Below are 23,579 nucleotides of genomic sequence, written 5' to 3'. Positions count from 1 at the left end.
CGCTTTGCTGCAGCTTATCCACTTCGCGACAAGCCCTTCTGCAAAAATCCAAAAACCTCGTTCTTGACCCACAACTTTGAAGTTTTCTGAAATTATACCAGCAGCTGTTCCTTATACTACCTAAGGATAGGTAGAACGTTAAAAATTGAGGGCATGTCTATCGATCGGTACAAGTTAAATCACGGCAACCTCAGCTTGCTGGTGTTTAATTATCTAAGCTAACTTTTACGCATTAAAAAACCGCCCGACATTCATTCTGCCGGGCGGTTCAATGTTTCTCGAAAAATCGTGGTACTTTATGCCACCTCAGCCATCAACTGGGACATTGCCTTGGCAAAGGCCACCGGATCACGCGGGCGGTCGCCTTCAAGCAACAAAGCCTGATCATAGAGAAGGTCGACATACTCACTGAGCCGGTCGTCCTTGGCGTCGGCGACAAAGAGCGCCTGCATTTTTGTAATCAGAGGGTGGTCAGGATTAACTTCGAGGGAACGTTGCCCCTGGGGGACGTTCTGGCCCATGGCGCGGAACATCTTTTCCATCTGCGGGTCAAGATCATGCTCGCCAGCAACCAGGCAGACCGCTGAGTCCTTGAGCCGTCCTGAGACACGCACCTCGGCGACCACGTCCTTGAGCTGCTCCTTCATCAACACCAGCAGGTCGCTGTACTCCTTTTGTTTCTCTTCCTTCTTGTCGCCGTCACCCAGATCAAGGTCTCCCTTGACGGCTGACTGAAGCTCTTTCTCCTTGTATTTCCCCAGGCTGCTGATAATGAGATCGTCGATGTCGTCGGTCATCAACAACACCTCTAAACCCTTCTCCTTGAAAACTTCCAGATAAGGGGACGACTCGGCAGTAGCCCGATCGGGGCCGGTCATGTAGTAAATCTCTTTTTGCTCCTCTGCCATGCGCTCAACATACTCGGCAAGGGTGATTTTCTTGCCCGGCTCGGTCTTGGTCGACTCGAAGAGCAGCAGCTCGGCGATGGCGTCCTTGCGCTCGAAATCGTGGTGAATCCCTTCTTTGAGGATGCGGCCGAACTGATCGTAGAACGCGGTGTAGGCCTCCAGGTCCTCGTTCTTCATCGCCGTCAGTGTGTCGAGAACCTTCTTGGTGATGTTCTTCTTGATAACGCTGACGACCTTGTTGTCCTGCAATATCTCACGACTAACGTTGAGCGGCAGATCGGCTGATTCGACCACCCCTTTGACGAAGCGCAGATAGGTAGGGAGCATCGCTTCGCAATGATCCATGATTTGTACCCGACGCACGTAGAGGGTCGGACCGATTTTGTAGTCCTGATAGTGGATATCGAAGGGTCGTTCCTTCGGCAGGTAGAGGAGAACCGAGAATTCAGTGGTACCTTCTGCCCGGTAATGAATCGTTTTGGCCGGATCGTTGAAGTCATGGGAAATGTGCTTATAGAATTCGTTGTATTCCTCTTCGCTGACCTCACTCTTGTCCTTGATCCAGATCGCCTTGCGCGAGTTGAGGGTTTCAAGCTCGGTTTTCTCAACCGTCTTTTCTTTATCATCGGGATCGGGCTGATTGCGGATCACTTCCATCACCACCGGGTACTCGATGAAATCGGAGTATTGCTTGACGACCTTGCGAATCTCCCACTCCTTTAAGTACGCTTTTTCTTCCTCCTTGAGATGGAGGATGACATCGGTACCGCGCGTATCCTTGGTGATGTCTTCAAGGGTGTAGTTGCCGTCGGCCTCAGACTTCCAGCGGATGGCTTCATCGGGCGCTGCGTCGGCGCGGCGTGTCAGGACAGTGACCTGGTCGGCGACCATGAAAGCGGAGTAGAAGCCGACCCCGAATTGGCCGATCAACTCGGGGTTGTCCTTGGCCTTGTTGCTTTCGAGTAGTTTGAGAAACTCCTTGGTGCCTGAGTGGGCAATGGTACCAAGTGCCTCGGCGGCTTCGTCGCGGGTCAGGCCAATGCCGTTATCGCGCACTGTCAATGTGCCAGCCTCGACATCGGGGATTAACTCGATCTGCCAGTCGTCGCCTGTCGGGTTGATGGCCTTATCGGTCAGCGACAGATAGCGGGCTTTGTCGATGGCGTCGGACGCATTGGAGATCAACTCGCGGAGGAAAATCTCCTTGTGCGAGTAGAGGGAGTGAATCATAAGGTCGAGAATCTTGTTAACCTCAGCTTTGAACTTACGTTTACTTACTGACATGGTGGTGCTACCTCCTAAAGAATAAATTGATCTTTGGCTTTGTTATGCAGCTTAAAGTAAGTATCAATGCGATGGATGTCAACCCAATGCCTGGTCAAACAGAAAGAATAGGCTCGCTATTTAAATTCACACCCTCTCCAGAGCCAGAGTTAACTTTTTTGTTAACGTTAATCGCCGAACCAATTTTTCATCTGATAGCGGCTATCTGCTAAGATAATGACAGCTCCTCAGGGTCAGCGTCTTGGGCGGGTTTAAGCTCTAGCCTCTTCTCTGTTTCGACCGGTTTTCAGTTTTCCAGTATTCTTTTGTTTGATCAGCCATGTTCGTTTTGGGGTGGCTTTAAGTAACCAAACATATGAGATATTATCCGATTGGCTATCATTAGGGTAATTCCTATATGTTCAACTATCAAAAACAACAACACTTTAATGATAGCATCAACGGCCTACCCTTTATCTGAAAGCCGGGATTGGATTTCTTCCATTTTCAGGACCGAGAATATTATCAAGCAGAAGGGTTTTTAGGGTTTATCAGGAGAACGATAGTGCATGTGCTTCAGTTGGCGCCTTCACCAACCGCGATAAGCAGTATCGTTGGTCCGTCGCCAAGGTAGGCGTCGTCAGCTAGCTGGAGCTTGTTCATTTTTATAAGTGATTGTAGCGAATTGACATAGGCCTGACCTCGTTCGGAATAACATGTCAATGTATTCGCGAGTTCCCGCCCGCTCACCTTGACACCAGCCTTGCGTAACTCTGCCCGCCGAGCCCGCAGTTCCCTGTACGCGTTATGAGTGTTCAGGTTGTTCATGTAGGCAACAACCGACTGCAACGGCGTTTCATAGGAGGCGATTTTATAGTTACCGAGTTCGGATCGCTGCTGCAACGGAACCACGCCCTTTTCACTCCAAGTCCACATGCCGAACAGAGCATTGCCTTCGGCGGCGAATCTGGAGGTTCCCCAGCCACTCTCCTCGGCGGCTTGGGCCAAAACCAGGGACGGAGGAAGTGTGTCTACCCGACGGAGTAGCGTGTCCTGTAGCGTACGATCAGTCAGGTCGGCTTCACCTTCGATAACTTTGTAAGTAGTCGCCATCTCACGCAAGAAGGCCTGATCTTCGGAGTTGACAGCAGCCCCTGAACGAAGCGCCTTGACAATCAATTTAATTCGGTCACGGTCAGCTTGAATAAGCTCATTTGAGTGCAGGACCAGGGGCCCCAGGAACTGGAAAAAGACCCTCTTCTTTGTTTGTACGTCGAGTTCCTTAGAGGTCTTTTCGCGCCAATGCAGGGGGATATTGGTAATGTACAGTCTGGGCACTTCGCGGATACCAGCTTGCCACGCCTCCGGCGTATAGTTGAGATCTTTGATGAGTTGCTCGACCTGCACAACAGAGTCATAATCAAATCGCTTTAACGGGCGATCTGTAGCAACGACTGGAGCTTCTGCTGTTGCCATGTCTTCGCTACCACAAACAGTCTGGAATCCGAAGAACCCGACCAGTAAAAATACCGCAACTGTCCCACGCACCGTTGATACCATCATAAATGGTTCCTCTTTACGTCGTCTTTGCAGTTATTCATGACTATTGGCTTTTTTGAGCACAAAGCATCCAGTTCTTGGCGTCTACTCTATAGGGTTAATTTCTCGTTGAGCAATTTCGCAAGGGCTTCCGTCCGAAGTCACATAATCAAAGACTATCTCGGCTGCCATTGAAATTCCTCCGGTCATTATTGCCGCCCACAATGAGGTGCCTTTTTGAAGCGCCGTAACAGGATTCACCTTAACCTCAGGCTTGCCCAGAGATCCCTTGACCTGCAAAAAGCTGGCAACTGTCGATTTGGAACTGAGTAAGATATTTATTTTTTCGGAATTCAAATCAATGGTCCCATTTCCTAAGATTTTCAACGATTCCGATTCATATGCCAGCCCCTTGTCTATGGTGGCTATACCGTCCTCAATGTCGAAGCGAGCCACCATACAATCCAAGTTCGTCGTTTCCTGTTTTTCTTTGAGAGGGTTCATCTTTTTAAAAATGTTAAAAATTAAGTTCTCGCCTGCCAAACTGAGGTCATAGTTAATCTGACCTTTGCCAGTCACAGAAGACACTTGCCCACTCAGAGTCGATACCAACTCTTTCATGGTGCTGCCCTGCCCGTTTATCGCTATTTCAACATCAGTTTTACCACCATCTAGATGAGCCTTGCCCGACAGTGCCTTGAGTAGTTCACCCAATTCAACCTGGTCGGCAAGAAAATTGGCCGTAACCTTTGCTGTCTGCGATGACGCATTGATCACCAGGTCGGCTCTGATCGACCCATTGGCAACCTCAGCAGTTATGGGTCTGATCTTTAGTAAGCCGTTTTCAAGAAGCAATTTCAGGTTCAGGTTGTGTACTGGAATCGCAAACAAGGTGCTGTTCTTTGCGCTGAGTGATATGTCGGCATCAAGGTGTTTCAGGGCACCAAGTGGTAGAGCCTTGCTGGAAACGGTGGGAAGAGGATCATCCTGTTTGGCCTGATCTTGAGAACCTTCTTCTGAATTCTGTTTCATGTCACCATTTACATTATCTTTAAAGTCTGCCGTGTCGAAGCCCGAGGCAGTTAGCTTGGCAGAAACCATAGGCTGGGTTTTCGTCGTAATGATTTCAACCGGGCCGGAAACGTTCGAATCGCCAATATCTACCGAAAAATCATCCAGTTTATAGCCATTCTTTTGGTCTGACAGCCGAGCACCTAAAGCAACGGGGCCGACTGGAGGAAAGTTTATATCGGTCACCCAAGAGAAGCTCGACAAGGTGTCAGCCTCTATATTTATGTTGATATTCAGCCCTTTGAAGTCAATGGGTTGATTGATTTCCCCTTTGACACTAGCTTGAGCATCAGCCGAATTAATGTTGATATCCAGGATGAAGGGGACATTTTTAAACCAGTTTTTCAGACTTCCTGTTTTGCCATTAATTTTTACGGAGTTATCCAGGTATTTTGCTTTGATTTCAACTTCTTGAAGGTCACTCTCTAAAAGTTTTTGTAGGTTCAAATGATCAATATTTAGGTCTGTTTTGCGTCCATTCATTCCATCCTGGTAAGAGAGCTGTCCTTTGTTGACCTCGATATGGTTAACGCTCATGATCGGAAGCCTCACATCTAGGAAATCCCAGTTGCCGCGACCTTGAGCGTTTGTCTCGAGGTGAAAGACAGGTGCAACAAAACGTATTTGATCAAACAATATCTCGCCAAAGAATAAAGCCAGAAGGTTGAGCTTAACCACAAGGCTTTCGGCCATCACCATTTGCTTATGGCTGCCCCACTCTGCATTAGATAGAGACACATCCTTGAGCTCGATTTCAGGATTTAAGGACAGCTCTAAAGCAGCCTCGTTAACCACGAAAGCTCGGCCGGTGTTTTCTTCAACTTTAGTGGTGAGACTTTGTATGAAATGATCGAGATTGCTCGACAGATAAACCGCCCCGGCAACCAGGATGATGACAAGGATCGTGGCAAGGGCCGCAAAGACCTTCAGTGCTATTTTAATCGACTTGGTATATGCCGAATTTCCCTGTCTCATTACAATGCGGGTATCCATGTAGCGAGTGGTTAGTGAATCTTATCAAAGTTTATGATGTGGCCACAGGAGAGATTGGCATTTACTAACTATGCTTTACGTATCCTGATTGTCAAATAAGGATTAGAGAGAAAGTGCTGCTTTGAAAAGAAGACCCCAGAAATTGAAACCTTTAGTTTTCTCTGTTGGATTCATGCAAACCCCTCGTGCCGGCTGTGGGACAAGCGGCATAAAGCAGGCACAAAAAAACCCACAAAGCGATAGCTTTTGCGGGTTTTCTTGGGATCGACTTCGGGAACTCACATCAACATACGCAATCCCCTTCTTATTGAAATCAACTCCCTGTTAATTTACAGCTGCATTGAAAAAATACGCCTCCCCTCTCCTGAAAACAGTTCAGGCTCCACCTTTTCCAGCCAATGGGATTGACCTTCTCGCGGCAACGGTCCAGTTCTCTCTCGAGGCAAGCAGCTTAACGAAGTAAGGCGCCGACACGTACTTCAGCCGCCTCTTTGGCTTCTGCTACAATGCGTTTCAGTAAAACATCGCAGGTCGGAATATCGTTAATCAAGCCGATCACCATGCCGGCCGTCCAAATTCCACCGTTGACATCCCCCTCTTGTAGCACCTTGGTTCGGCTAGTCGTTCCTGCGACCAGAGGTTGAATGTCTGCAAAGTCAGTCGCACCGTCCCTGGCTTCGATGGCAAGGACCTCTTCAGAGATCTTGTTCTTAAAGACACGAACCGTGTTTTTTAAGGTTCTCAACATCAGAGTGGTTTGCCGTTCATCGGCATCGACCATAGCCTGTTTGATATTGTCGTGAACTGGAGCTTCCTGGGTTGCGACAAAGCGGGTTCCCATATTGATGCCATCAGCACCAAGGGCAAAGGCTGCAGCCATCTGGTAGCCGTTGGCGATACCACCAGAGGCCAGTATCGGCACAGAAAGTTTGGCGGCAACCGCAGGGATCAGAACCAGGTTCGTGACATCGTCTTCGCCTGGGTGGCCGGCACACTCGAAACCATCTACGCTGACGGCATCACAACCGATCGCTTCGGCTTTCAATGAGTGACGTACCGATGTGCATTTATGGATAACCTTGATTCCGGCAGCTTTAAAAGCGGGCATAAAGGGTTCAGGATTCCGGCCGGCGGTTTCGACAACCCCTACCCCGCTCTCAATAATTGCCTGCACATACTCTTCGTAAGGAGGTGGAGTAATAGAGGGCAAGATTGTCACATTGACGCCGAATGGCTTATCGGTCATGTCACAACAGCGAGCTATCTCTTTGACCAGTGCTTCAGGGGTTGGAAACGTTAATGCGGTGACAATACCAAGGCCTCCGGCATTAGAGACTGCTGCAGCAAGGTCGGCGGTACCAACCCACATCATGCCACCCTGTACAATAGGATATTCGATTCCAAGGAGCTCGGTAATTCTCGTCTTCATCGTTTACGGCCTCATTATAAAACTTTGCAATCCAAGTGAGGAACAAGCCCAATCTATCTATTCAAAATGAACAAGAAGGGGCTAAGACAATCTTTCTACCAGAACCTCAGCGATATCTTTAGAAACTATGCTTTCTTCCATCCCCAGGCCTTTAATCCCATCCTCAAACATGGTCAGGCAGAAGGGGCAATTTGAAACCAACATGTTGGCACCTGTCTCAGCCGCCATGCCGACACGTTTGTTATTGATCCGTTCACCAAGGTTCTCTTCGGCCAGGATGCGACCGCCGCCCGCACCGCAGCAGAAACCTTCGCTCTGACTCTGGTCCATTTCGACAACCCTGGCTCCGGCAACATCAAGCAGAACGCGCGGTTGCTCGTAGATATCGTTATGGCGCCCCAGGTAACAGGAGTCGTGATAAGTACAGTCAAAACTGTCTTTACGGAGCTTCAGGCGTCCTTTGGACACCAGCTTTTCCAGGAAGACCGTGTAGTGTTCGACCGGCAAAGAGAAGCCGAGGTCACGGTAATCTTTATTCAGGGTATTGAAACAGTGTGGGCAGGTGGTTACGATCTTCTTCACGTTGTAACTTTTGATCAGCTCAATATTCTCGGCAGCCAGGGACTGGTAGAGGTATTCGTTACCTATCTTTCTGACCGGTTCGCCGCAGCATTTCTCCTCTTTACCGAGGATACCGACCTTGAGGCCAGCAGCCTGGCAAAGTTTAACAAAGCTGGTGGCAATCTTGATGTTGCGCTTGTCAAAGGAGGCGTAACAGCCAACAAAATAGAGGATGTCGACATCAGGGTCATTGGCCAGTTCCTTAACGCCTACCGCCTCCGCCCAATCACCACGTGACGCATAACCGAGGCCAAGCGGGTTGCCATTGACTTCAACATGCTCGGCAGCAGCCATAACTTCTTCGCCCGGGAACTCGCCTTCCATCAGAACCATATTGCGTCGCATATCGACAATCTTGTTGACGTGCTCAATCGACGCAGGACAGATCTCCTGACAGGCCAGACATGTTGTACAGGACCACAGAGCATCCCTGGACACCGTTTCGACAAGATTGTCCCCAGGGCTATTGAAAGAGACCTCACCAATCTGGTTGACGACTTTCATCGGTGAGAGCGGTTTATCTGTCATATGTGCCGGGCACCGGTCCTGGCAACGTTTGCACTGTGTACAGGCGTCGGTATCGAAGATGTCCTTCCAGGTCATTTCAGAGACTTGAGTCACACCAAAGGTCTCAACGGCTTCATCTTCCAAGTCGAGCGTCGTCAGCTTACCTTTAGGGCCCTGATCAACAAAGAAATAGTTGGCACTTGTGGTCAGGATATGGCGGAACTTGGTAAACGGCACCAGCAAGATGAAGCCGGCCACCAGGACCATATGAAACCACCATAAACCGACATGCAGGCTCTTTAAAGACTCCTCACCCAAAAACACCATGCCCCGGGCAAAAACCAGACCGACCGGAGACCAACTCGCCAGGGGAGAGCCCAATTCTGTTACGGCCATCCTGGCCCCTTCAATAAAGAAGCCAGTGAGCAAAATGGCGAAAAGCAGGCCATGCATAATGGCATCGTTTTTTGTGGTTTCAAGCCCCTCAGGACGCACCAGGTAACGGCGCACAAACAAACCGGCCAGCATTACAACAGCCACCAGGCCGGCCAGGTCGAGGACCAGAGAAAAATAGAGATAGAAAGTGCCTTTCAGGAACTTAATATCAAAGAACAAATCTGTGAAATCCGCTTGCAGGAAAATCAGACAAGTCCCTATGAACAGCAGGAAGAAACCCCAGAAGAAAAGACCATGGGCAATGCCTGGGCCGCGAACGGTCATAACCTTGGTCTGCAGCAAGACATCTTTTAACAAGCCGACAATCCGGGCCCCACTGTTATCAGAGCGATTTAACGGTTTGCCGAGACGATAGACCTTAATTCTCTGGAGAAAACCCCAGACAAAGACCGCTATCGCAAGCAGAGTCAAGGCGTACATAGGGACTAATGTCCCCGCTCCATAACCAACATTCCAATAAATTTCACGCGTAAATTCCATAACCGACCCTGACCCCGTTTTGCTCGTCTAAGGATGAACCTATCAAGACACTAAAGGCTATTGATCTTCTCTGTGAGAGCCGGCACCAATTCTTTCAGATCCGCAACAGCCAGGATATCAGCAACCTCACCTATGGGCGCATCCTTGTCGGTGTTGATCGCAACCACGAATTCGGACTTTTTCATGCCGACCAGGTGCTGGATCGCACCGGAGATTCCGCAGGCGATGTACAGCTTGGGTGAGACGGTTTGACCGGTCGTACCCACCTGACGATTGTGCTCGGTCCATTCCGCATCGACGACCGGGCGACTGGCCCCATATTCGCCACCCAGCGCCTGGGCCAGGTTCGCGATCATTTCGATGTTGTCGGGCTTGCCAATACCGCGCCCGGCGCTGACGATAATTTCAGCTTTACTCAGATCGACACCACCCTTTTCAACCGCCTCGTAACCGGCGAACTCAACCTGTGCGGCAGCATCAGTCTCAACCTTGACAAGAGTGGGAGAGCCACTCGGTTCACCACTCAGGCCGAAAGCACCACCCTGCAGTGTCACCACGGTTTGAGTCGTCTTCGACTTCACATCACGGCGCAGTTTGGAGTTGCAGGTGGGAACCACCAGGTTGCCATCGACAACATCAATGACTTCCGATACCTGTGCGGCTTGCAAAGCCAGGGCAACGCGCGGAGCCAGGTCCCAACCATAAGAGGAATGACTGAAAACAATCATCTCGGGCTGTTCTTTAGCAATCACGTCAAGGAGAAGTTGCTTGTGAGCAGTTGGATTGAATTCGCTGTATTTGGATATGTCAGCGAAATAAAGGGTGCCATTATATTGAGGCAGGTCGCTCTCACTACCGACCAGAAACATCGCGCTGTCGGCACCCAGTTTTTCAGCAAAAGCCACCAGCTCATAAGTCGAACCGAGCAGCTTTCCGTCTCTATATTCACCTACCAGTAAAGCTTTCATATTTATGTCTCCTAGGCCAACACGCCGGTTTTGTCTTTAAGAATAGTGATGATTTCGTTGACCATGTTGCCGACATCCCCTTCGAGGACGATTCCGCCACCCTTCTTCTCGGGGAAGTACATTCTGGTCGTCTCCTGCACGGCGTCGACCTGCAATAGAGTTGCAACCTCCAGAGTAAGCATCTCTTTCTTCTTGGCCTTCATGATGTTCGGCAGGGTTGGGTAGCGCGGCTTGTTCAAGCCAAGTTGGCAGGTCATCAGGGCCGGTGTCTTGGCTTTAACAATCGCCTTGAGGCCACCCTCGAGTTCACGGCGGACAGTGACCTGACCATTATCATAGGCAAACTCGACGATCGTGCTGATACTGGCCAGGCCAAGCATTTCGGCAACCAGCACGCCGACCTGGGCGCTACCGCGGTCCTGAGACTGCATGCCGGTAAAGATCATGTCAAAGCCCTTGTCTTTGGCAAAGGTGGCGATGATCGAGGCTATTTCAAAGGGGTCTTTGGCGAAAGAGGCCTCATCAACGACATGAACGCCGCGATCACAGCCCATAGCCAGAGCTTTCTTCATTGGCTCCTTGACGCGGTCAGAACCTATGCTGAGAACAGTGACATCAGCCTCACCGACCTGCTCTTTCAACTGCACGGCCTGCTCGACGGCGTATTCGTCGTATTCATTCATTCGCCAGGCCAGGTCTGTGTTGTCGTACCATTTACCCTCGGTATTCAGTTTGAATTTTGATTCCATATCCGGGACTTGCTTCACACAGACAAGAATTTTCATAGTTCATCTCCCAAGTGATTTAGTCTTTATTAAGCAGACAGGAAGTCACAAAATACCTGTCAGTACGTTCGCTTCAGAAAAAAGACCGGTTAATCGCGTCATAGCAATTCTGGCTGAGCAGCCTGCTGATTGAACGAACCGCAATTCCGAGCTCTTTACCAAGCTCTTAAAGAATAGCAAATTCAACGAGTTCTGTCGGATAAATTGAATGATTCTTATTCCTGCGGTTCCAACGAAGGGAACAGGCGCAGAAATAGATGAACGTAAAACGCCCCAGAGTTTCCTGGGGCGTTTTCTTAGCATGTATGAGAAAGAAATCTTTACCTGTAGTTATCAAAAAGGTTGGACTCTCTTCGCGCATTCATTGACCCAAGCTATAAGCTCAGAAATTTTGAATGGTTTCTTGAAGAATTTGCACCCAAGTTCATTGATTGTTCTCTTTGTTTCTTCTGTCAGAGCAGCCCCTGAAATAAGAGCCTTATTAAGGTCTTGCGCTTTACATCCCCGTTCTCTTTGCAGTAACAAGAAGTCTATTCCTGTCATATTTGGCATCATGAGGTCAGTAATAATCACGTCCGCGCAAGCTTTATCTTTCGGGCATTCTTTTTCATGGTCTTTATAGACGGGGCAAGCTGTTGGATCGTTAAAAGTTTGAACAGAATGACCTTCCTTTGTGAGGGTTAGGAAGAGAAGCTTAGTGAGTGATGGGTCGTCCTCAAATATAATTATTCTAAGAGCTGTTTTCACCTGAACTTCTCCTGGTCACGAATCTACAGTCTTCACTGGCAGAGAGAATGTAAATGTTGAACCTTTGCCTTTGATACTATCCACCCAAATCTTTCCACTATGAGCCTCAATAATCTGCTTGGCTATGCTCATGCCTAAACCTAAACCACCAACAGCAGTGGCACTGGAATCTGCACGGTAAAACTTATCAAAAACTCTCAGGGTCTCCCCCTCAGCCATTCCGATTCCATTGTCATTAATGCTGACCTCAACGTGATGATTGATTTTTTTGCATGTTACCGAGACAGTGGACCCTTCAGGAGAATATTTGACAGCATTGCTGAGTAGATTTTCTAGGACCTGGGTGATCCGATGCCTGTCTATATTCATAGACTCCGTAACGACTTCTTCAGCAACGCTGAGTTTAATGGTGTGTTTCATGTTTTGCGCTTTAAATAAGTCTACAGATTTTGTGACCACGTTGTGGATTCTTGTATCTTCAAGCTTCAGATCAATGCTCTGTCCACTTTCAATGCGACTGATGTCTAGCAGATCATCTATAATCCCTTTCAAAGAATCGCCTCTGTCGTAGATGTCCTTAATGAAATCCATTTTTTGTTCTTCAGAAAACCCCCATTGATTGTTCTCGTCGATCAATATTTCTGCGAAACCCATGATGGCACTAAGAGGTGTTCGCAACTCATGGGCTGCAGTTGAAATGAATTCTGTTTTCATTTGATCCGTCCGTACTAGAACCTGTTGGGCTTTTTCCTCGGCTTCTTTTAAAGATGAAATATCTTCTACACTTGACCAAATGTACTTTTGGTTATTTCGAACAACTATCATTCCGTTGAGGCGCACGGCAACTAAATGACCATCTTTGTGTCGATATTCCTTTTCGTAGGGTCCATAGCGTCCCTCTTTTTCGAGCTTTTCAAGTTGCGACTTCTCTTCAACCGCATATTTTTCTGGTGTAATCTCCCAGTAAGTGAGCTCCAAAGCTTCATCAATATCGTATCCAATGATTTTTGCATATGCAGTATTAATTGAAACAAGCGACCCATCCATTGCGCATAAGGCGAGCCCTATTGGCGATTGTTCAAAAAGCTCTCTGTAATTTTTTTCGCTGTTCGCTAAAGCATTTGTTCTCTGAATTATTTCTGTGTTATCTCGCCATACTGTGTGTAACTGAATTCCTCTAGCTGACTCAATGACTGTAAGAGAAACCTCCACCGGAATGATCGAACCATCCTTTCTAAGATGATCCCACTCAAAACGGTGACGCCCATTCTCTCGGGCTAATCGCATCATTTCATTTGCCTTGTCGAAAGACGATTGCCCGTCCGGTTGAAACTTAGGAGAGAGTTCAAATGGGGACGTATTGATCAGTTCTTCTTTTTGGTTGTAGCCAAGCATCGAAACGGCGGCAAAATTACAATCTACAAACTCATCGTTTTCTATGATGAGCATTGCATCGGCAGAGTTTTCAAAAAAAATTCTGTATTTCGTATCGTCTTCAGGCAACTGATTGATCTTTCAGTAGAATAATCAAAGTGGGCTTTATTGTATTGAGCCTATATCCTGCGTGCTAATTAGTGTCGATATTTTCCAAGCCTTATTAACTATAAATCACACACTAACACCTTTACAAGAATTAACGATGATGTCAAAGGCCATCAATCCTTGCTTGTTTCCCTGTAGTGTGAGGCCTCCATTTCTCTCAAGTCACGATCTCTAAGACGAAAGCCATGATGGGGGTGTTTAGAAAAATCTTTTCAGTCTGAGTCACAGAAACTTTCAGCTTTTTGGTGATAAATTAAAGTTATGAAAAAAAGAATCTTAATTGTTGATGACAGCCCTGTTGTCCTTGCGCAGTTATCTGATGATTTTGCTGAAGACTATGACGTCATTACTGCTGAATCAGGAGAAGAAGCTGTTGAAATACTGGAAGACCCCATCCGTGGAGGTATCTGCTTTAGTAATCAATTTGATTTGATCATCACAGATTTACTGATGCCAGGCATGAGTGGTTTTGATTTGGCTGACTATGTGCGAAAGAGGAACAAGGCTAATAAATTCACACCAGTAATTTTGCTGACTACAGAGAAAATCAGCAAGGAAGAAGCACGAAAACACGGGTGCGCAGCCTATTTTTCCAAAGCAGACAAAAAAAGGTTGATTGCCATGGCTACTATTCTTCTGTCGTTTTAATCGGGATAATCGGGATCCTGATGAGAGGCTCCAAGGCCAAGACAAGTTTCTTAAAAGTCACGACATAGGAAACGAAATTAGCCGTCTTTTTGAACGCTATATTTGGGATAGATTTGGGTTCAGCCCTCCCTTTAATCGACCTTAAGAATCAGCAAAGGGCCATCCGGCACAATCGCCCAGCGCGCATCCGGACCGAACCTGTCTAGTAATTCCGCAATAGCCTCATTTATTTTTTTGACAGGTTTAAAATGAAATCGCTTCAGCGTGTCGGAGTCGATTCCCTGAGTGTGTACCCAGATTTCTTTCTTTAACATCACTTGGTAAGTTTCCTGGGCACACCATTGGTCAGGGAGAAAGAATTCCTTCTTCATCAGCTTCTCAATAAAGGCCTGTGGTGTGGTGGCATGCTCAAAAACCGCCCTGTACTCTTCGCTGCCAAACCCTTCCAGACACTCAGTGGCGATCAGGATTACCCCACCTTCGCGTGTCGCACCTGCCACGCCTGAAATCCCTTTTGCTGTCTGATACAGGTTGCAATCAAGTGGAGCCCCTGCATTTGTGGTCACAACAAAATCGAGAGGTTCATCCAGAGTCTGAACACAATGGCGAGAGAGAAATTCAACCCCTTCAAGGTGGGCCTTGACCGGGTGACCGGAAAAAACTCCGGTGATTTTTTTGCTGGTGTCGAGAGTGACGTTGACGATGAAATCGGCCCCGGCTTGTTCCATGATGTCCAGACCGGCTTCGTGGAAGGGGTTCCCTTTGAGGATACCGTAACGAGTCTGTGGGTGAGCCACCATCTCGGGACCATGCATGAACTCCAAGGTTTTCACCGATGAGATTCCAGGCAGAATCGATTTGCGCCCGCCGGAGAAACCAGCCCACATATGCGGCTCGATGAAGCCGGTCAAAATCTTCAGGTCAGCCGCCAGGTAATGCTTGTTGACCAGGGCCGGCACCCCATTGCCGATATGTCCAACCAGAACCATGTCGTCTTGGTTTTTGGAGAAGTGGTTGATGATCCGGTAGGAGGATGCGATCTCTTTGCCTACAAGGCGCTCCAGTTCTTTACCCTCGTTGGGCCGATGGATTCCGGTGGCAATCAAGATTGTGATCTTTGCGGAGGGAATGCCAGCCGCTTCCAGCTGCTGAATGATAATCGGAAGCAACAGGGCATTCGGTACCGGCCGTGTTATATCACTAATGACAATGACAGCATCAGTTTTGTCTCGGCCCAATGCTTTGAGAGGTATGGACTCAATCGGCCTTAAAAGAGACTGCTGGACAGCATCCTCTGGCACAGGGATAACCTCTGCGTCCTGCGGATAAAGGACACCAACAAAGTTAGACGTTTCAGGAAACTCTAGGTCAAGACCTTCCTCACCATATTTAAGACGTATGTGCATAATGTTTTGTCCCTTCCTGCCCCGCGTTCCGGCAGTTCCGAATTTCATTCCCCATCCATTTCAGTCTTTTCCGAAAAAACTTTAACCCCGCACCAAACATAATGAAAGCAGGCAATGGCTGTCACCAGGCCGGTTACTATGAAGAGTGTATCAAGCAGAGGGGTATTGATGGCAGTGAACGCGGCGAGCAAAGCGAAACCGATGGTGACGATTTGAAGCAGGGTTGACAACTTGCCCCAAAAACTTGGTACGGCAATGGCAAGATTGCCAGAAAAATGCAGGGCGCCGGCGCCGAGAGCAACGTAAAGGTCTTTAGCAACCACTGTAACTGCCAACCAGGGCGGCAAAAGCCCTTGAACGCTGAGAGAGATAAAGGCCACAGTACTCAGCAGGCGGTCTCCCAGCGGATCAAGAAAGGTGCCCAGCACGGTCTTCTGCTTCAGGTGACGAGCGAGATAGCCATCGAGGAAATCAGTGAAACCGGCGACGGCAAAGATTGTCAGGGCAAGGGGAAATTGGCGATAGATGACAGCGACGAGAAACGGCGCAACCATAAAGACCCGTAAAAGACTCAGCGCGTTAGGGATATTCACCTGCTCCTCCACAAATAGGGGGGACTGCTCGGCGAGACTCTTTAAGTATGCCTTATTTTATTGGTTTTCCAATTGTGGAGTTAAATCCGGGATGTGGAACGAGGGACGCGACAAACTAAAAGGCTGACAGTTTAGCTTTTCTCGGCCCGGGTAAAACACAAAAGCCCCCAATCTCAAGTTCGGGGCTTTTTTATTCAATGTCAGTGTCAGTAGGAATCTTGCAAATTGGCCAATCTGGAGTCTTTAAATCAATGCGAGAGAACTTTTAGTAAAAACCTCATCTTTTCTGCTGATAGTTATACTTCCAGAAAATCCATTTTTAAATATCAGGATTTCTAACATTTGTGTTTTTCAAGTCATCTGAAGGGCTAAAAGCCATAGGAGAAAGTCTATGAAAACGACAAAAGGACCTGAACCAGCGACCCTGGTCATTGCGACTGCAGGTGGAGGCGCCACTGAACTGCTCGATGCTCAGGTTGTCAATGCTTCTTTAGAGTCAGTCGACACTTTAAACTGACTCATGTCACTGTATTACTCTGCTACAGAAATTTCATGATAGATTTCATCGGCAGCACTTAATATTTCAACCGATGGATTGTAACCAATTGTCTTTGCTGTCTTCATGTTGATGGCAAATTTGGGTGGATTTTTAAAGATCTGATTTAACTGTCTTGGCTTGGCACCATTGAATATCTTGGCTATGGTTGTTGCATAAAAGTGCCCGATACCGGAGAAATTGGCGACAGAGATACTTAATAGTGTGCCATGCTGAACTTCATTAGATAACCCTTGCGAAAAAGAAGGAGTTTTATATTTGTTCAGCGGGGCAATAATATTCGGCAGGTTTTTCAGTGACACCCCAGGATGACGAGCGATAAAGACGGCATCAACTTTGGGAGCGAGCTCCGTATAACATTGTGCAATATTTGCTTCTGCCTGCTCTTGAGAGAGATCACTGAAGTTTGCATAACATGGGACAAAGTCAAAATCCAGTTCAGTGCTCATCTTCTCGATGTTGCCAATGGCGCCGATTGCTCTACCGGCTTCTGAGTTTTCAAATGCGACCCCGAGCTTCTTGAATTTAAAGAAATCATAAAAAAGCCTGACCTGGCGTTCGTGCCGGGTCGGATCTATCTTGGCGTGGATGTGGTCATAACCTGAATCCTCAACGCTCTTGATGATCTTGCCCTCAAGGGGGTCTGTTGTGGAAGCAACTAACGTTGCCGTGTGGTGCTGGTTGTTGGCCAGGTCCTGCCCGGCCCAGGTTCCCAGGGCAAGAATCAGGTCAAGGTCTTTTTTCGTATTGAGGCGGTCAATCAGTTCGGCTTTTGTTCGAGGTCGTTGTTCCTTGTCCCATTTGGAATCGTAATAAGCGTCGGCGCTGAATTCCAGGTAATGGCTTTTTATCTCCGAAGCCATCCATGCCCAGAGCTTGTCGGTATCTTTGTCGTTTTCTTGCGTCGGGATGGATTGCCTTTCTATCCACCCCATATCCATTAAACCTTCGACGAGGGCGATAAGAGACCTCTGGTAGGAATTATAGCTCCCTCCCTGGAGATAGCCTATGCGCCATTTCTTGCCGTTATTGGTTCTTGGAGAAAGGGGGAAATCTTCTGAGCCCTTTGCTGGCGCGATGGTTTTGAAGACTTCGGCGGCGGCAACCAGAACTTCCACTGAGGGAGTATATCCCACCCTTTTAGCAGTCTCGAGATTAATTGAAAGCTTAGATGGATCTTCAAAAATCATCGGCAGATCGCCAGCCTTTGCGCCGTTGAAGATCTTCCCGGCCGTCTGAGCATGGAACTCTCCAACATGTTTGAAATTGGGTTGCGAAATACCGATAAGTGCGCCGCGTTTGACCATATTGGGCCCGGGCTGGGAAAATGTTGGTATTGCCTTGGCCAGCAAAGGTGCTATCAACTCTGGCATATTCTTTTCATTAACCCCTGTTTGGTTGGTGATATAAAGCGCGTCTACTTTTTCTGCCAGTTCCCGGTAACATCTGCTGACACTGGCGTTTGCTTTCTTAATGTCAGGAGTCGTGTTGAGGGTAAAGCATTCGAACACCTCAAAGCCTCTCTCCTGACTCACTTTCCTGATGTCGTCGATTGCCGCAATGATTCTCCCGTCGGGGCTGTCTTCGTAGGCAACACCGAGCTTTTGAAATCCAATGAGATCTTGGAACAGGCGAATTTGACGTTCATATCGAGCGGGATCCGTTCGCGCATGGAGATTATCGATGCCTGAATATTGTGGACCTTTAACGATTTTCGCTTTGACCGGCTCACTTGAGGAAAAAACCATGGTTTGTACCTGGTTCTTCTCGTTCGCAAGATCTTGACCGGCCCAGGTCCCCATAGCGATCATAAAATCAAAGTCCGGGTTTTTATCAAGTCGATTCAAGACCTTTCGCCTTGTTTCTGAGCGCAACTTTTTGTCCCAGTTGTTCGAGTAGAACCCATCTTTAACGAAGACCAGATAATCACTTTTGGTGTGAGTCACAAGCCATTCCCAGACCTCTCTTGTGTTTGGTGTCTTCGAGAACTCAGGAAAATGAGGATCATTAAGCCACCCGAACTTAACCAAACCATTGACGAAGGCGACAAGGCTTTGGTGATAGTTAAGAAAAGGACCTCCCTCGAGATAGCCGATACGGATTTTCTTCCCCTCTTCAAGCTGGGGAAACTCAGAGAACTCTCTCGCACCAGCATCAAAAACGCCGAGCAGGATGATGGCGCAAATCAATAATGTCTTTATCCCGGATTTAATGATGTGAAACTGCATGTATCACTCCTGAATAAACCAATCGCAAAATCATGATGCAAATGGCGCGAGGATGAATTTTGAATATAATCCCCTGGCTAGTTAGAGCAGAAATCCTGAATTAAAGAGTACTATGTGTACTTTTTATGTTCAAGCCTTGTTGATGGAGACATTAGTGAATTCGTGATCGTAAAATGCTTGTTTGTATCGAGACGGTTTTAGACCCTTTACTTGGGTTGATGAACAATAATAAAATAGCAACTTTGAGTGTTTGGAGAATCCGCTTGTCTAGGATTAAAAGTCTAACAACAAAAGCCTATCTAGGCTTACTTGTGATCTTCTGCCTGAGTGCAACTATGGTTGTTTATTTTGGCGGCCGTGAGATCAGTACGGCTTTGACCCATGCAGAAGAAAAGTCTGTTAGTAATATTTTTCAACTTGTCGACCTGAATGTTGCCGAGACACACAATCAGTTACTGAATGACAAGATTGCGGCTGTTGATCAGCGCAAGCAGATATTGCTCAGCAACTCAAAATTGGCCATTGCCTCTTTTGACCAACTCAAAAAATCTTTATCGGATCACGATGCCGCTAAAAAACTTGCGCTTGACTGGGTCTCTCGAGCGCGGAAAGATTCGCAGGTTGATTGGTGGGTTATTCAACGTTCAGGCCAGTACATCAGCCATTCCGAGCCAGAACACATAGGAACTTCAGCATTGAACATTAAGGACCTCTTCGGACGTCCTGTGGTTGAAAAAGTTTCCTCCGATCGTTTCGGGAAAAACGCAGAATTTACTGTTTTCAATGACTCTTTAAAGGGACAAAGCAAGCAACTCGGTTTGTTTTATTATTTTTCTGCCTGGGACTGGGTCCTTGTTCAGGTGGTCGATTTAGGTGCTGTAGCAATTGCCACCGAACAAAAGAAGAGACAGGTCCTGATGGGACTTCAGAACAGTTTTAACCAAATTCGTCTGCCAGGAAATGGCAGCGCCTTTATATTTAACCGTCAACTCCAGAGCCTGGTTCTCCCCAAACAAAGCTTTTTAGACACCTATCTGCCGCAACTGGAAGACCTGGAGCAGCGGATTGTAGAGCAAGCCACGCGGGCTCCAACCGTTGACGGAGACACCTCATTTGTCCTGATTGAAGAAAAATCTCCTGGTCCTAATACGTTACTCGTATATGCCTCTTATTCAAAACTTTTTGACTTTTATACTGTTGTCGCAATCCCAAAAGCCGCTCTCACTGAACCCGTTACTCTCTTACAGTGGAGGTTGGGCATACTGGTGGTCGTGATTTTTTTGATCGGGTTCGCAGCGACCTTCTTTTTTATCCGTAAAATTTCAAACCCGGTATTGCAACTGGCTGCAACAATGCGTGATGTTTCCACGACAGGCAACTATTCCTTGCGCAGTCAACTGACCTCCAACGATGAAATTGGTCAGCTGGTTGATGGCTTTAATAACATGCTTACGCAAATTGAAGTGCGTGAGCATAAACTTGGAGACCATAAGAAATATCTCGAACATACAGTTTCCGAAAGGACGGCAGAATTAAATGAATCCATAATTTTACTTGAGTTAGCCAAAAAGAAGGCTGAAGCCGCAAATCAGGCTAAATCAGTTTTTCTTGCCAATATGACTCATGAATTGAGAACCCCGCTGGTCGGGGTGCTCGGAATGAATGAGCTTCTGCTAAACACGCCTCTGACCGAGGAACAAAGACACCTGGCGGACACGGTGCAAAATTCAGGTGAAATTTTACTGAATCTTATCAGCGATATTCTTGATTTTTCAAAAATAGAGTCGAACAATCTGACTTTGCGGCAAGCCCCCGTAAACCTCTCTAAAATTACCCAAGAAATCACAACTTTGCTTACCGAATCAGCTAAGCAAAAAGGGCTGTCTTTGACATGTCAGATTTCTCCAGCAGCGCATTGTACTGTCATGGCCGACCCGCTGAGGATGCGACAGATTTTATTGAACTTGATCAATAACGCTATCAAGTTCACCTCACAGGGAGAAGTCAATGTTGTCCTTGAAATGTCACCGATTGGCGATTTTGCGAGGCTTTGCACCTTGGAGGTAAAAGATACTGGCATTGGTATCAATACCGAGGATCTAGAAGAGATATTTGAACCTTTTACTCAAGTAGACAGTTCGATAGACCGCAAATCCGGCGGAGCCGGTTTGGGGTTGGCAATTGTTCGGCAACTTTTAGAACTTATGGATGGCAGAATTGAAGTTGAGAGTCATCTTGGGAAGGGAAGCGTTTTTCGTGTGCTGTTTTCATTTCTGCTGGCAGATGATCAGAAAGACCGGCCAGACTCAGATGGGCAGATAGACCGTTCACAGTGGAAAGCTCCGATCGCTTCACCAGAACACACGACTATTCAGCGTGGACGAATCTTGATTGCAGATGACTATGCTGTCACCCGCGAATTGGTTCGCTGTAACCTTACCCCCCTGGGTTTTGAAATTGACGAAGCAACATCAGGTCAAGAGGCTCTTGAAATGGCCATGAGCAAAAGCTATGGTCTTGTTTTGATGGATTGCAACATGCCGGAAATGGATGGAATTGAGGCTACTCGCCAATTAAGGGAAAGGGGTAACACAGTGCCCATCGTTGCATTAACGGCACATGTAGACAGTCGGATTTTAAACGATTGCTTAGAGGTGGGTATGAATGATTGTCTTTCCAAGCCTTTTCGGGGCGCCGCTCTTGAGGAGACTGTCAACAAGTGGTTAACAGACAACGAGCTGGAATCATAGTAGTAATCTTTCTTGTAAATCACTATTCCCAGTAAAATTTAGTCTTTCTCCGCTTCTCTGGGGCAGGGCTTTCTTTTAAAACTGATTCCTACATGACCTTAAGATTTATCAGACATCCCAGAGAGCTTCTGCTTTGCTCCGCCATAGTGAAAAAGCACAAAACTGTATGTGAGTGGGTAAGTACTCATACACTTGTCTTCGTTTCAAAACGGAAGCCGGGGTGGGTCTTTTCTGACAGCTTACGAATTCTTGTGTGTTAAGTTTTTACGGTAGGTTCCAATCATATGACAGGCCCTTGCCCTGTTGTCGCGCTGTCAGGCGTTTCTTGTCACGCTTGTTATGTCATTATAGGCGACAAGAGTTATAGAGTAGCGAGCAGCACAAAGGTAGCTTAAACAATAAAAAAAACAGCCACCCAGCGAATAAACACTAAGTGGCTGTTATTATTGGCGGCCCCGAGGCGATTCGAACGCCTGGCCTACCGCTTAGGAGGCGGTTGCTCTATCCAGCTGAGCTACGGGGCCACATACCTGTTTTCAGAAATTGAGGAGGCTGTAAACCTTCCCTTCCGGTAGACGCTTGCGCCCTTCAAGGAAGTCCAACTCTGCCATAAAGGCACACTCGACAACTTCGGCACCGAGCTCTTCTACGAGCTTCACAACGGCTGAAACCGTACCACCAGTCGCCAACAGATCGTCGGCAATAATAACCTTATCCCCTTTGTTAAATGCATCTTCATGGATCTCGAGAGTATCGGTTCCATACTCAAGGTCATAGGTGATTTGTCGTACCTTGGAAGGCAACTTTCCAGGCTTTCTAACCAGTGTAACACCGACCCCAAGCTTGTAAGCCAGAGCGGAGCCCAAAACAAAACCACGGGCCTCGACACCGACGATTTGATCGACTTTCTTACCGACATACCGATGAGCAATGAGATCGATCATGCGATGAAAACTGCGCGCATCAGAAAGCAGGGTCGTGATGTCTTTAAAGATAATCCCTTTCTTGGGGAAGTCGGGGATGTCGCGAATAATACTTTTCAGTTCTTCCATTATTTATCCTCGTTTGCAGATGGGTCGCGCTCTGCCAGGAGAGTCCTTAGCTTTTCAAGGCTCTTTGCTTCAATCTGTCGGATACGTTCCCGGGTCACACCAAACTGGCGACCAATGGTATCCAGCGTTTGCGGATCACGGTCATCCAGACCGAAACGCAGAGCAATGATCTCTTTTTCATTATCATTGAGGGTCGCCAGGAGGTCGGCGATGATCTTGTACTTGTTGAGCCACTCTGCTAGTTCGAGCGGATTGACGACGGTGGTATCCTCGATCGTATCGATCAGGCTGTAGTCGCTGTTTTCACCCATAGGGTGTTCTATAGAAAAGGTCTTCTTGAGCAGCACCATGAGCCGGCGGACATAGGCAGGCTCAACACCCATAGCTTCGGCAACTTCTTTAATTTGCGGCTCGCGATTATAGACACGAACTAACTCGCGGGTAATCTTGATCAGCTTGTTGATATCGTCCGATACATGCACAGGCAAGCGAATCGTTCGACTCTGATTAACCAGAGCACGCTCGATTGATTGACGAATCCACCAGGTTGCATAAGTCGAGAAACGGCACTCTTTACTGAGCTTGAACCGCTCAACGGCTTTGATCAGGCCAAGGTTGCCCTCTTCGATCAAATCAAGGAAAGGCAAGCCACGATTCATGTAGCGTTTGGCAATCTTGACGACCAGACGGAGGTTCGACTCGATCATACGATCACGAGCAGCCATGTCTCCATCGTCAATTCGACGTGCCAGTGCCCTCTCCTCTTCAGCGGTCAACAAGTTGGTTTTCTGAATATCTTTGAGATAGAGCTTGATCGCATCCATCGCAAAGTCTTCGTAGTCTTCCGTTGTCTCTTTCTCTTTCTCTTCGCGCTCTACAGCGGCAAGAGCGGCAGAATCGGGCTCAACTTCTACCAGAAGAGACGTTTTCTGGGCTTCGTCCTCGATCTCTACTTTTTCACTGTCCTGCATGGCATCATTCATAACACGAACTCTTTCTGCACAGGGGTTATGTGGCTCTTGATTTGGGCATGGTAA

17 protein-coding genes and 1 tRNA gene are annotated in these 23,579 nt (G+C 47.6%); 3 read left to right on the top strand and 15 right to left on the bottom strand.

What is annotated here, in order from left to right:
* Positions 1–296 precede the first annotated feature (296 nt).
* The 9 genes from htpG to P9J64_02175 all read right to left on the bottom strand — a co-directional run bounded on the left by htpG (position 297) and on the right by P9J64_02175 (position 13,270).
* Entirely contained in the window at positions 297–2,192 is a 1,896-nt protein-coding gene (htpG, locus tag P9J64_02215; GenBank protein ID MDG5467131.1) for a molecular chaperone HtpG, read from the bottom strand.
* Positions 2,193–2,747: 555 nt separating this feature from the next.
* On the bottom strand, positions 2,748–3,734 hold the full coding sequence (locus tag P9J64_02210; protein ID MDG5467130.1) for a glucosaminidase domain-containing protein: 987 nt from the start codon (positions 3,732–3,734) through the stop codon (positions 2,748–2,750).
* A gap of 81 nt (positions 3,735–3,815) precedes the next feature.
* Positions 3,816–5,774, bottom strand: coding sequence for an AsmA family protein (locus tag P9J64_02205; GenBank protein MDG5467129.1), 1,959 nt, complete (start codon positions 5,772–5,774; stop codon positions 3,816–3,818).
* A gap of 451 nt (positions 5,775–6,225) precedes the next feature.
* Positions 6,226–7,203, bottom strand: a complete 978-nt coding sequence (locus P9J64_02200) for a nitronate monooxygenase family protein (GenBank protein MDG5467128.1) — start codon at positions 7,201–7,203, stop codon at positions 6,226–6,228.
* Positions 7,204–7,284: 81 nt separating this feature from the next.
* Entirely contained in the window at positions 7,285–9,267 is a 1,983-nt protein-coding gene (locus P9J64_02195) for a heterodisulfide reductase-related iron-sulfur binding cluster (GenBank protein MDG5467127.1), read from the bottom strand.
* Between the two features lie 50 nt (positions 9,268–9,317).
* On the bottom strand, positions 9,318–10,235 hold the full coding sequence (locus P9J64_02190) for an electron transfer flavoprotein subunit alpha/FixB family protein (protein ID MDG5467126.1): 918 nt from the start codon (positions 10,233–10,235) through the stop codon (positions 9,318–9,320).
* Between the two features lie 11 nt (positions 10,236–10,246).
* Positions 10,247–11,020, bottom strand: a complete 774-nt coding sequence (locus P9J64_02185) for an electron transfer flavoprotein subunit beta/FixA family protein (protein MDG5467125.1) — start codon at positions 11,018–11,020, stop codon at positions 10,247–10,249.
* 333 nt (positions 11,021–11,353) lie between these two features.
* Positions 11,354–11,767, bottom strand: coding sequence for a response regulator (locus tag P9J64_02180; protein MDG5467124.1), 414 nt, complete (start codon positions 11,765–11,767; stop codon positions 11,354–11,356).
* Positions 11,768–11,782: 15 nt separating this feature from the next.
* Positions 11,783–13,270 (bottom strand): PAS domain S-box protein, encoded by a 1,488-nt coding sequence (locus P9J64_02175; GenBank protein ID MDG5467123.1) that lies wholly within the window; start codon positions 13,268–13,270, stop codon positions 11,783–11,785.
* A gap of 300 nt (positions 13,271–13,570) precedes the next feature.
* Here P9J64_02175 and P9J64_02170 point away from each other — a divergent pair, with 300 nt between their 5' ends.
* A complete protein-coding gene (locus P9J64_02170) occupies positions 13,571–13,957 on the top strand; it encodes a response regulator (GenBank protein ID MDG5467122.1) in 387 nt (128 codons plus the stop codon).
* Positions 13,958–14,088: 131 nt separating this feature from the next.
* Here P9J64_02170 and larA read toward each other — a convergent pair whose 3' ends face one another.
* Together larA and P9J64_02160 are read right to left on the bottom strand one after the other, a co-directional pair.
* Positions 14,089–15,411, bottom strand: coding sequence for a nickel-dependent lactate racemase (gene larA, locus P9J64_02165; protein ID MDG5467121.1), 1,323 nt, complete (start codon positions 15,409–15,411; stop codon positions 14,089–14,091).
* Positions 15,408–15,956: a CDP-alcohol phosphatidyltransferase family protein gene (locus P9J64_02160; GenBank protein ID MDG5467120.1), complete on the bottom strand. Its 549-nt coding sequence runs from the start codon at positions 15,954–15,956 to the stop codon at positions 15,408–15,410. The genes larA and P9J64_02160 overlap by 4 nt, the downstream gene beginning before the upstream one ends.
* A gap of 391 nt (positions 15,957–16,347) precedes the next feature.
* Here P9J64_02160 and P9J64_02155 point away from each other — a divergent pair, with 391 nt between their 5' ends.
* Complete coding sequence (locus P9J64_02155; GenBank protein MDG5467119.1) at positions 16,348–16,473, top strand: hypothetical protein; 126 nt, start codon at positions 16,348–16,350, stop codon at positions 16,471–16,473.
* A 14-nt stretch (positions 16,474–16,487) separates the two neighbouring features.
* Here the strand turns inward: P9J64_02155 and P9J64_02150 are convergent, their stop codons facing one another.
* Positions 16,488–18,740 carry an ABC transporter substrate binding protein gene (locus tag P9J64_02150; protein ID MDG5467118.1) on the bottom strand — a complete coding sequence of 751 codons (2,253 nt, stop codon included), beginning with the start codon at positions 18,738–18,740 and terminating at the stop codon, positions 16,488–16,490.
* Positions 18,741–19,003: 263 nt separating this feature from the next.
* Here P9J64_02150 and P9J64_02145 point away from each other — a divergent pair, with 263 nt between their 5' ends.
* Complete coding sequence (locus tag P9J64_02145) at positions 19,004–21,490, top strand: response regulator (GenBank protein ID MDG5467117.1); 2,487 nt, start codon at positions 19,004–19,006, stop codon at positions 21,488–21,490.
* 447 nt (positions 21,491–21,937) lie between these two features.
* Here P9J64_02145 and P9J64_02140 read toward each other — a convergent pair.
* The 3 genes from P9J64_02140 to P9J64_02130 form a co-directional block, all read right to left on the bottom strand.
* Positions 21,938–22,014, bottom strand: a tRNA-Arg gene (locus tag P9J64_02140).
* Between the two features lie 12 nt (positions 22,015–22,026).
* Positions 22,027–22,542 (bottom strand): adenine phosphoribosyltransferase, encoded by a 516-nt coding sequence (locus P9J64_02135; GenBank protein MDG5467116.1) that lies wholly within the window; start codon positions 22,540–22,542, stop codon positions 22,027–22,029.
* A complete protein-coding gene (locus P9J64_02130; GenBank protein ID MDG5467115.1) occupies positions 22,542–23,525 on the bottom strand; it encodes a sigma-70 family RNA polymerase sigma factor in 984 nt (327 codons plus the stop codon). Before P9J64_02130 ends, P9J64_02135 begins: the two co-directional genes overlap by 1 nt.
* Positions 23,526–23,579: the final 54 nt, after the last annotated feature.

Source organism: Deltaproteobacteria bacterium IMCC39524 (assembly GCA_029667085.1).
Taxonomy (GTDB): domain Bacteria; phylum Desulfobacterota; class Desulfuromonadia; order Desulfuromonadales; family BM103; genus M0040.
Note: the sequence above shows the minus strand (reverse complement) of the source record. Positions and strands in the feature narration are given on the sequence as shown.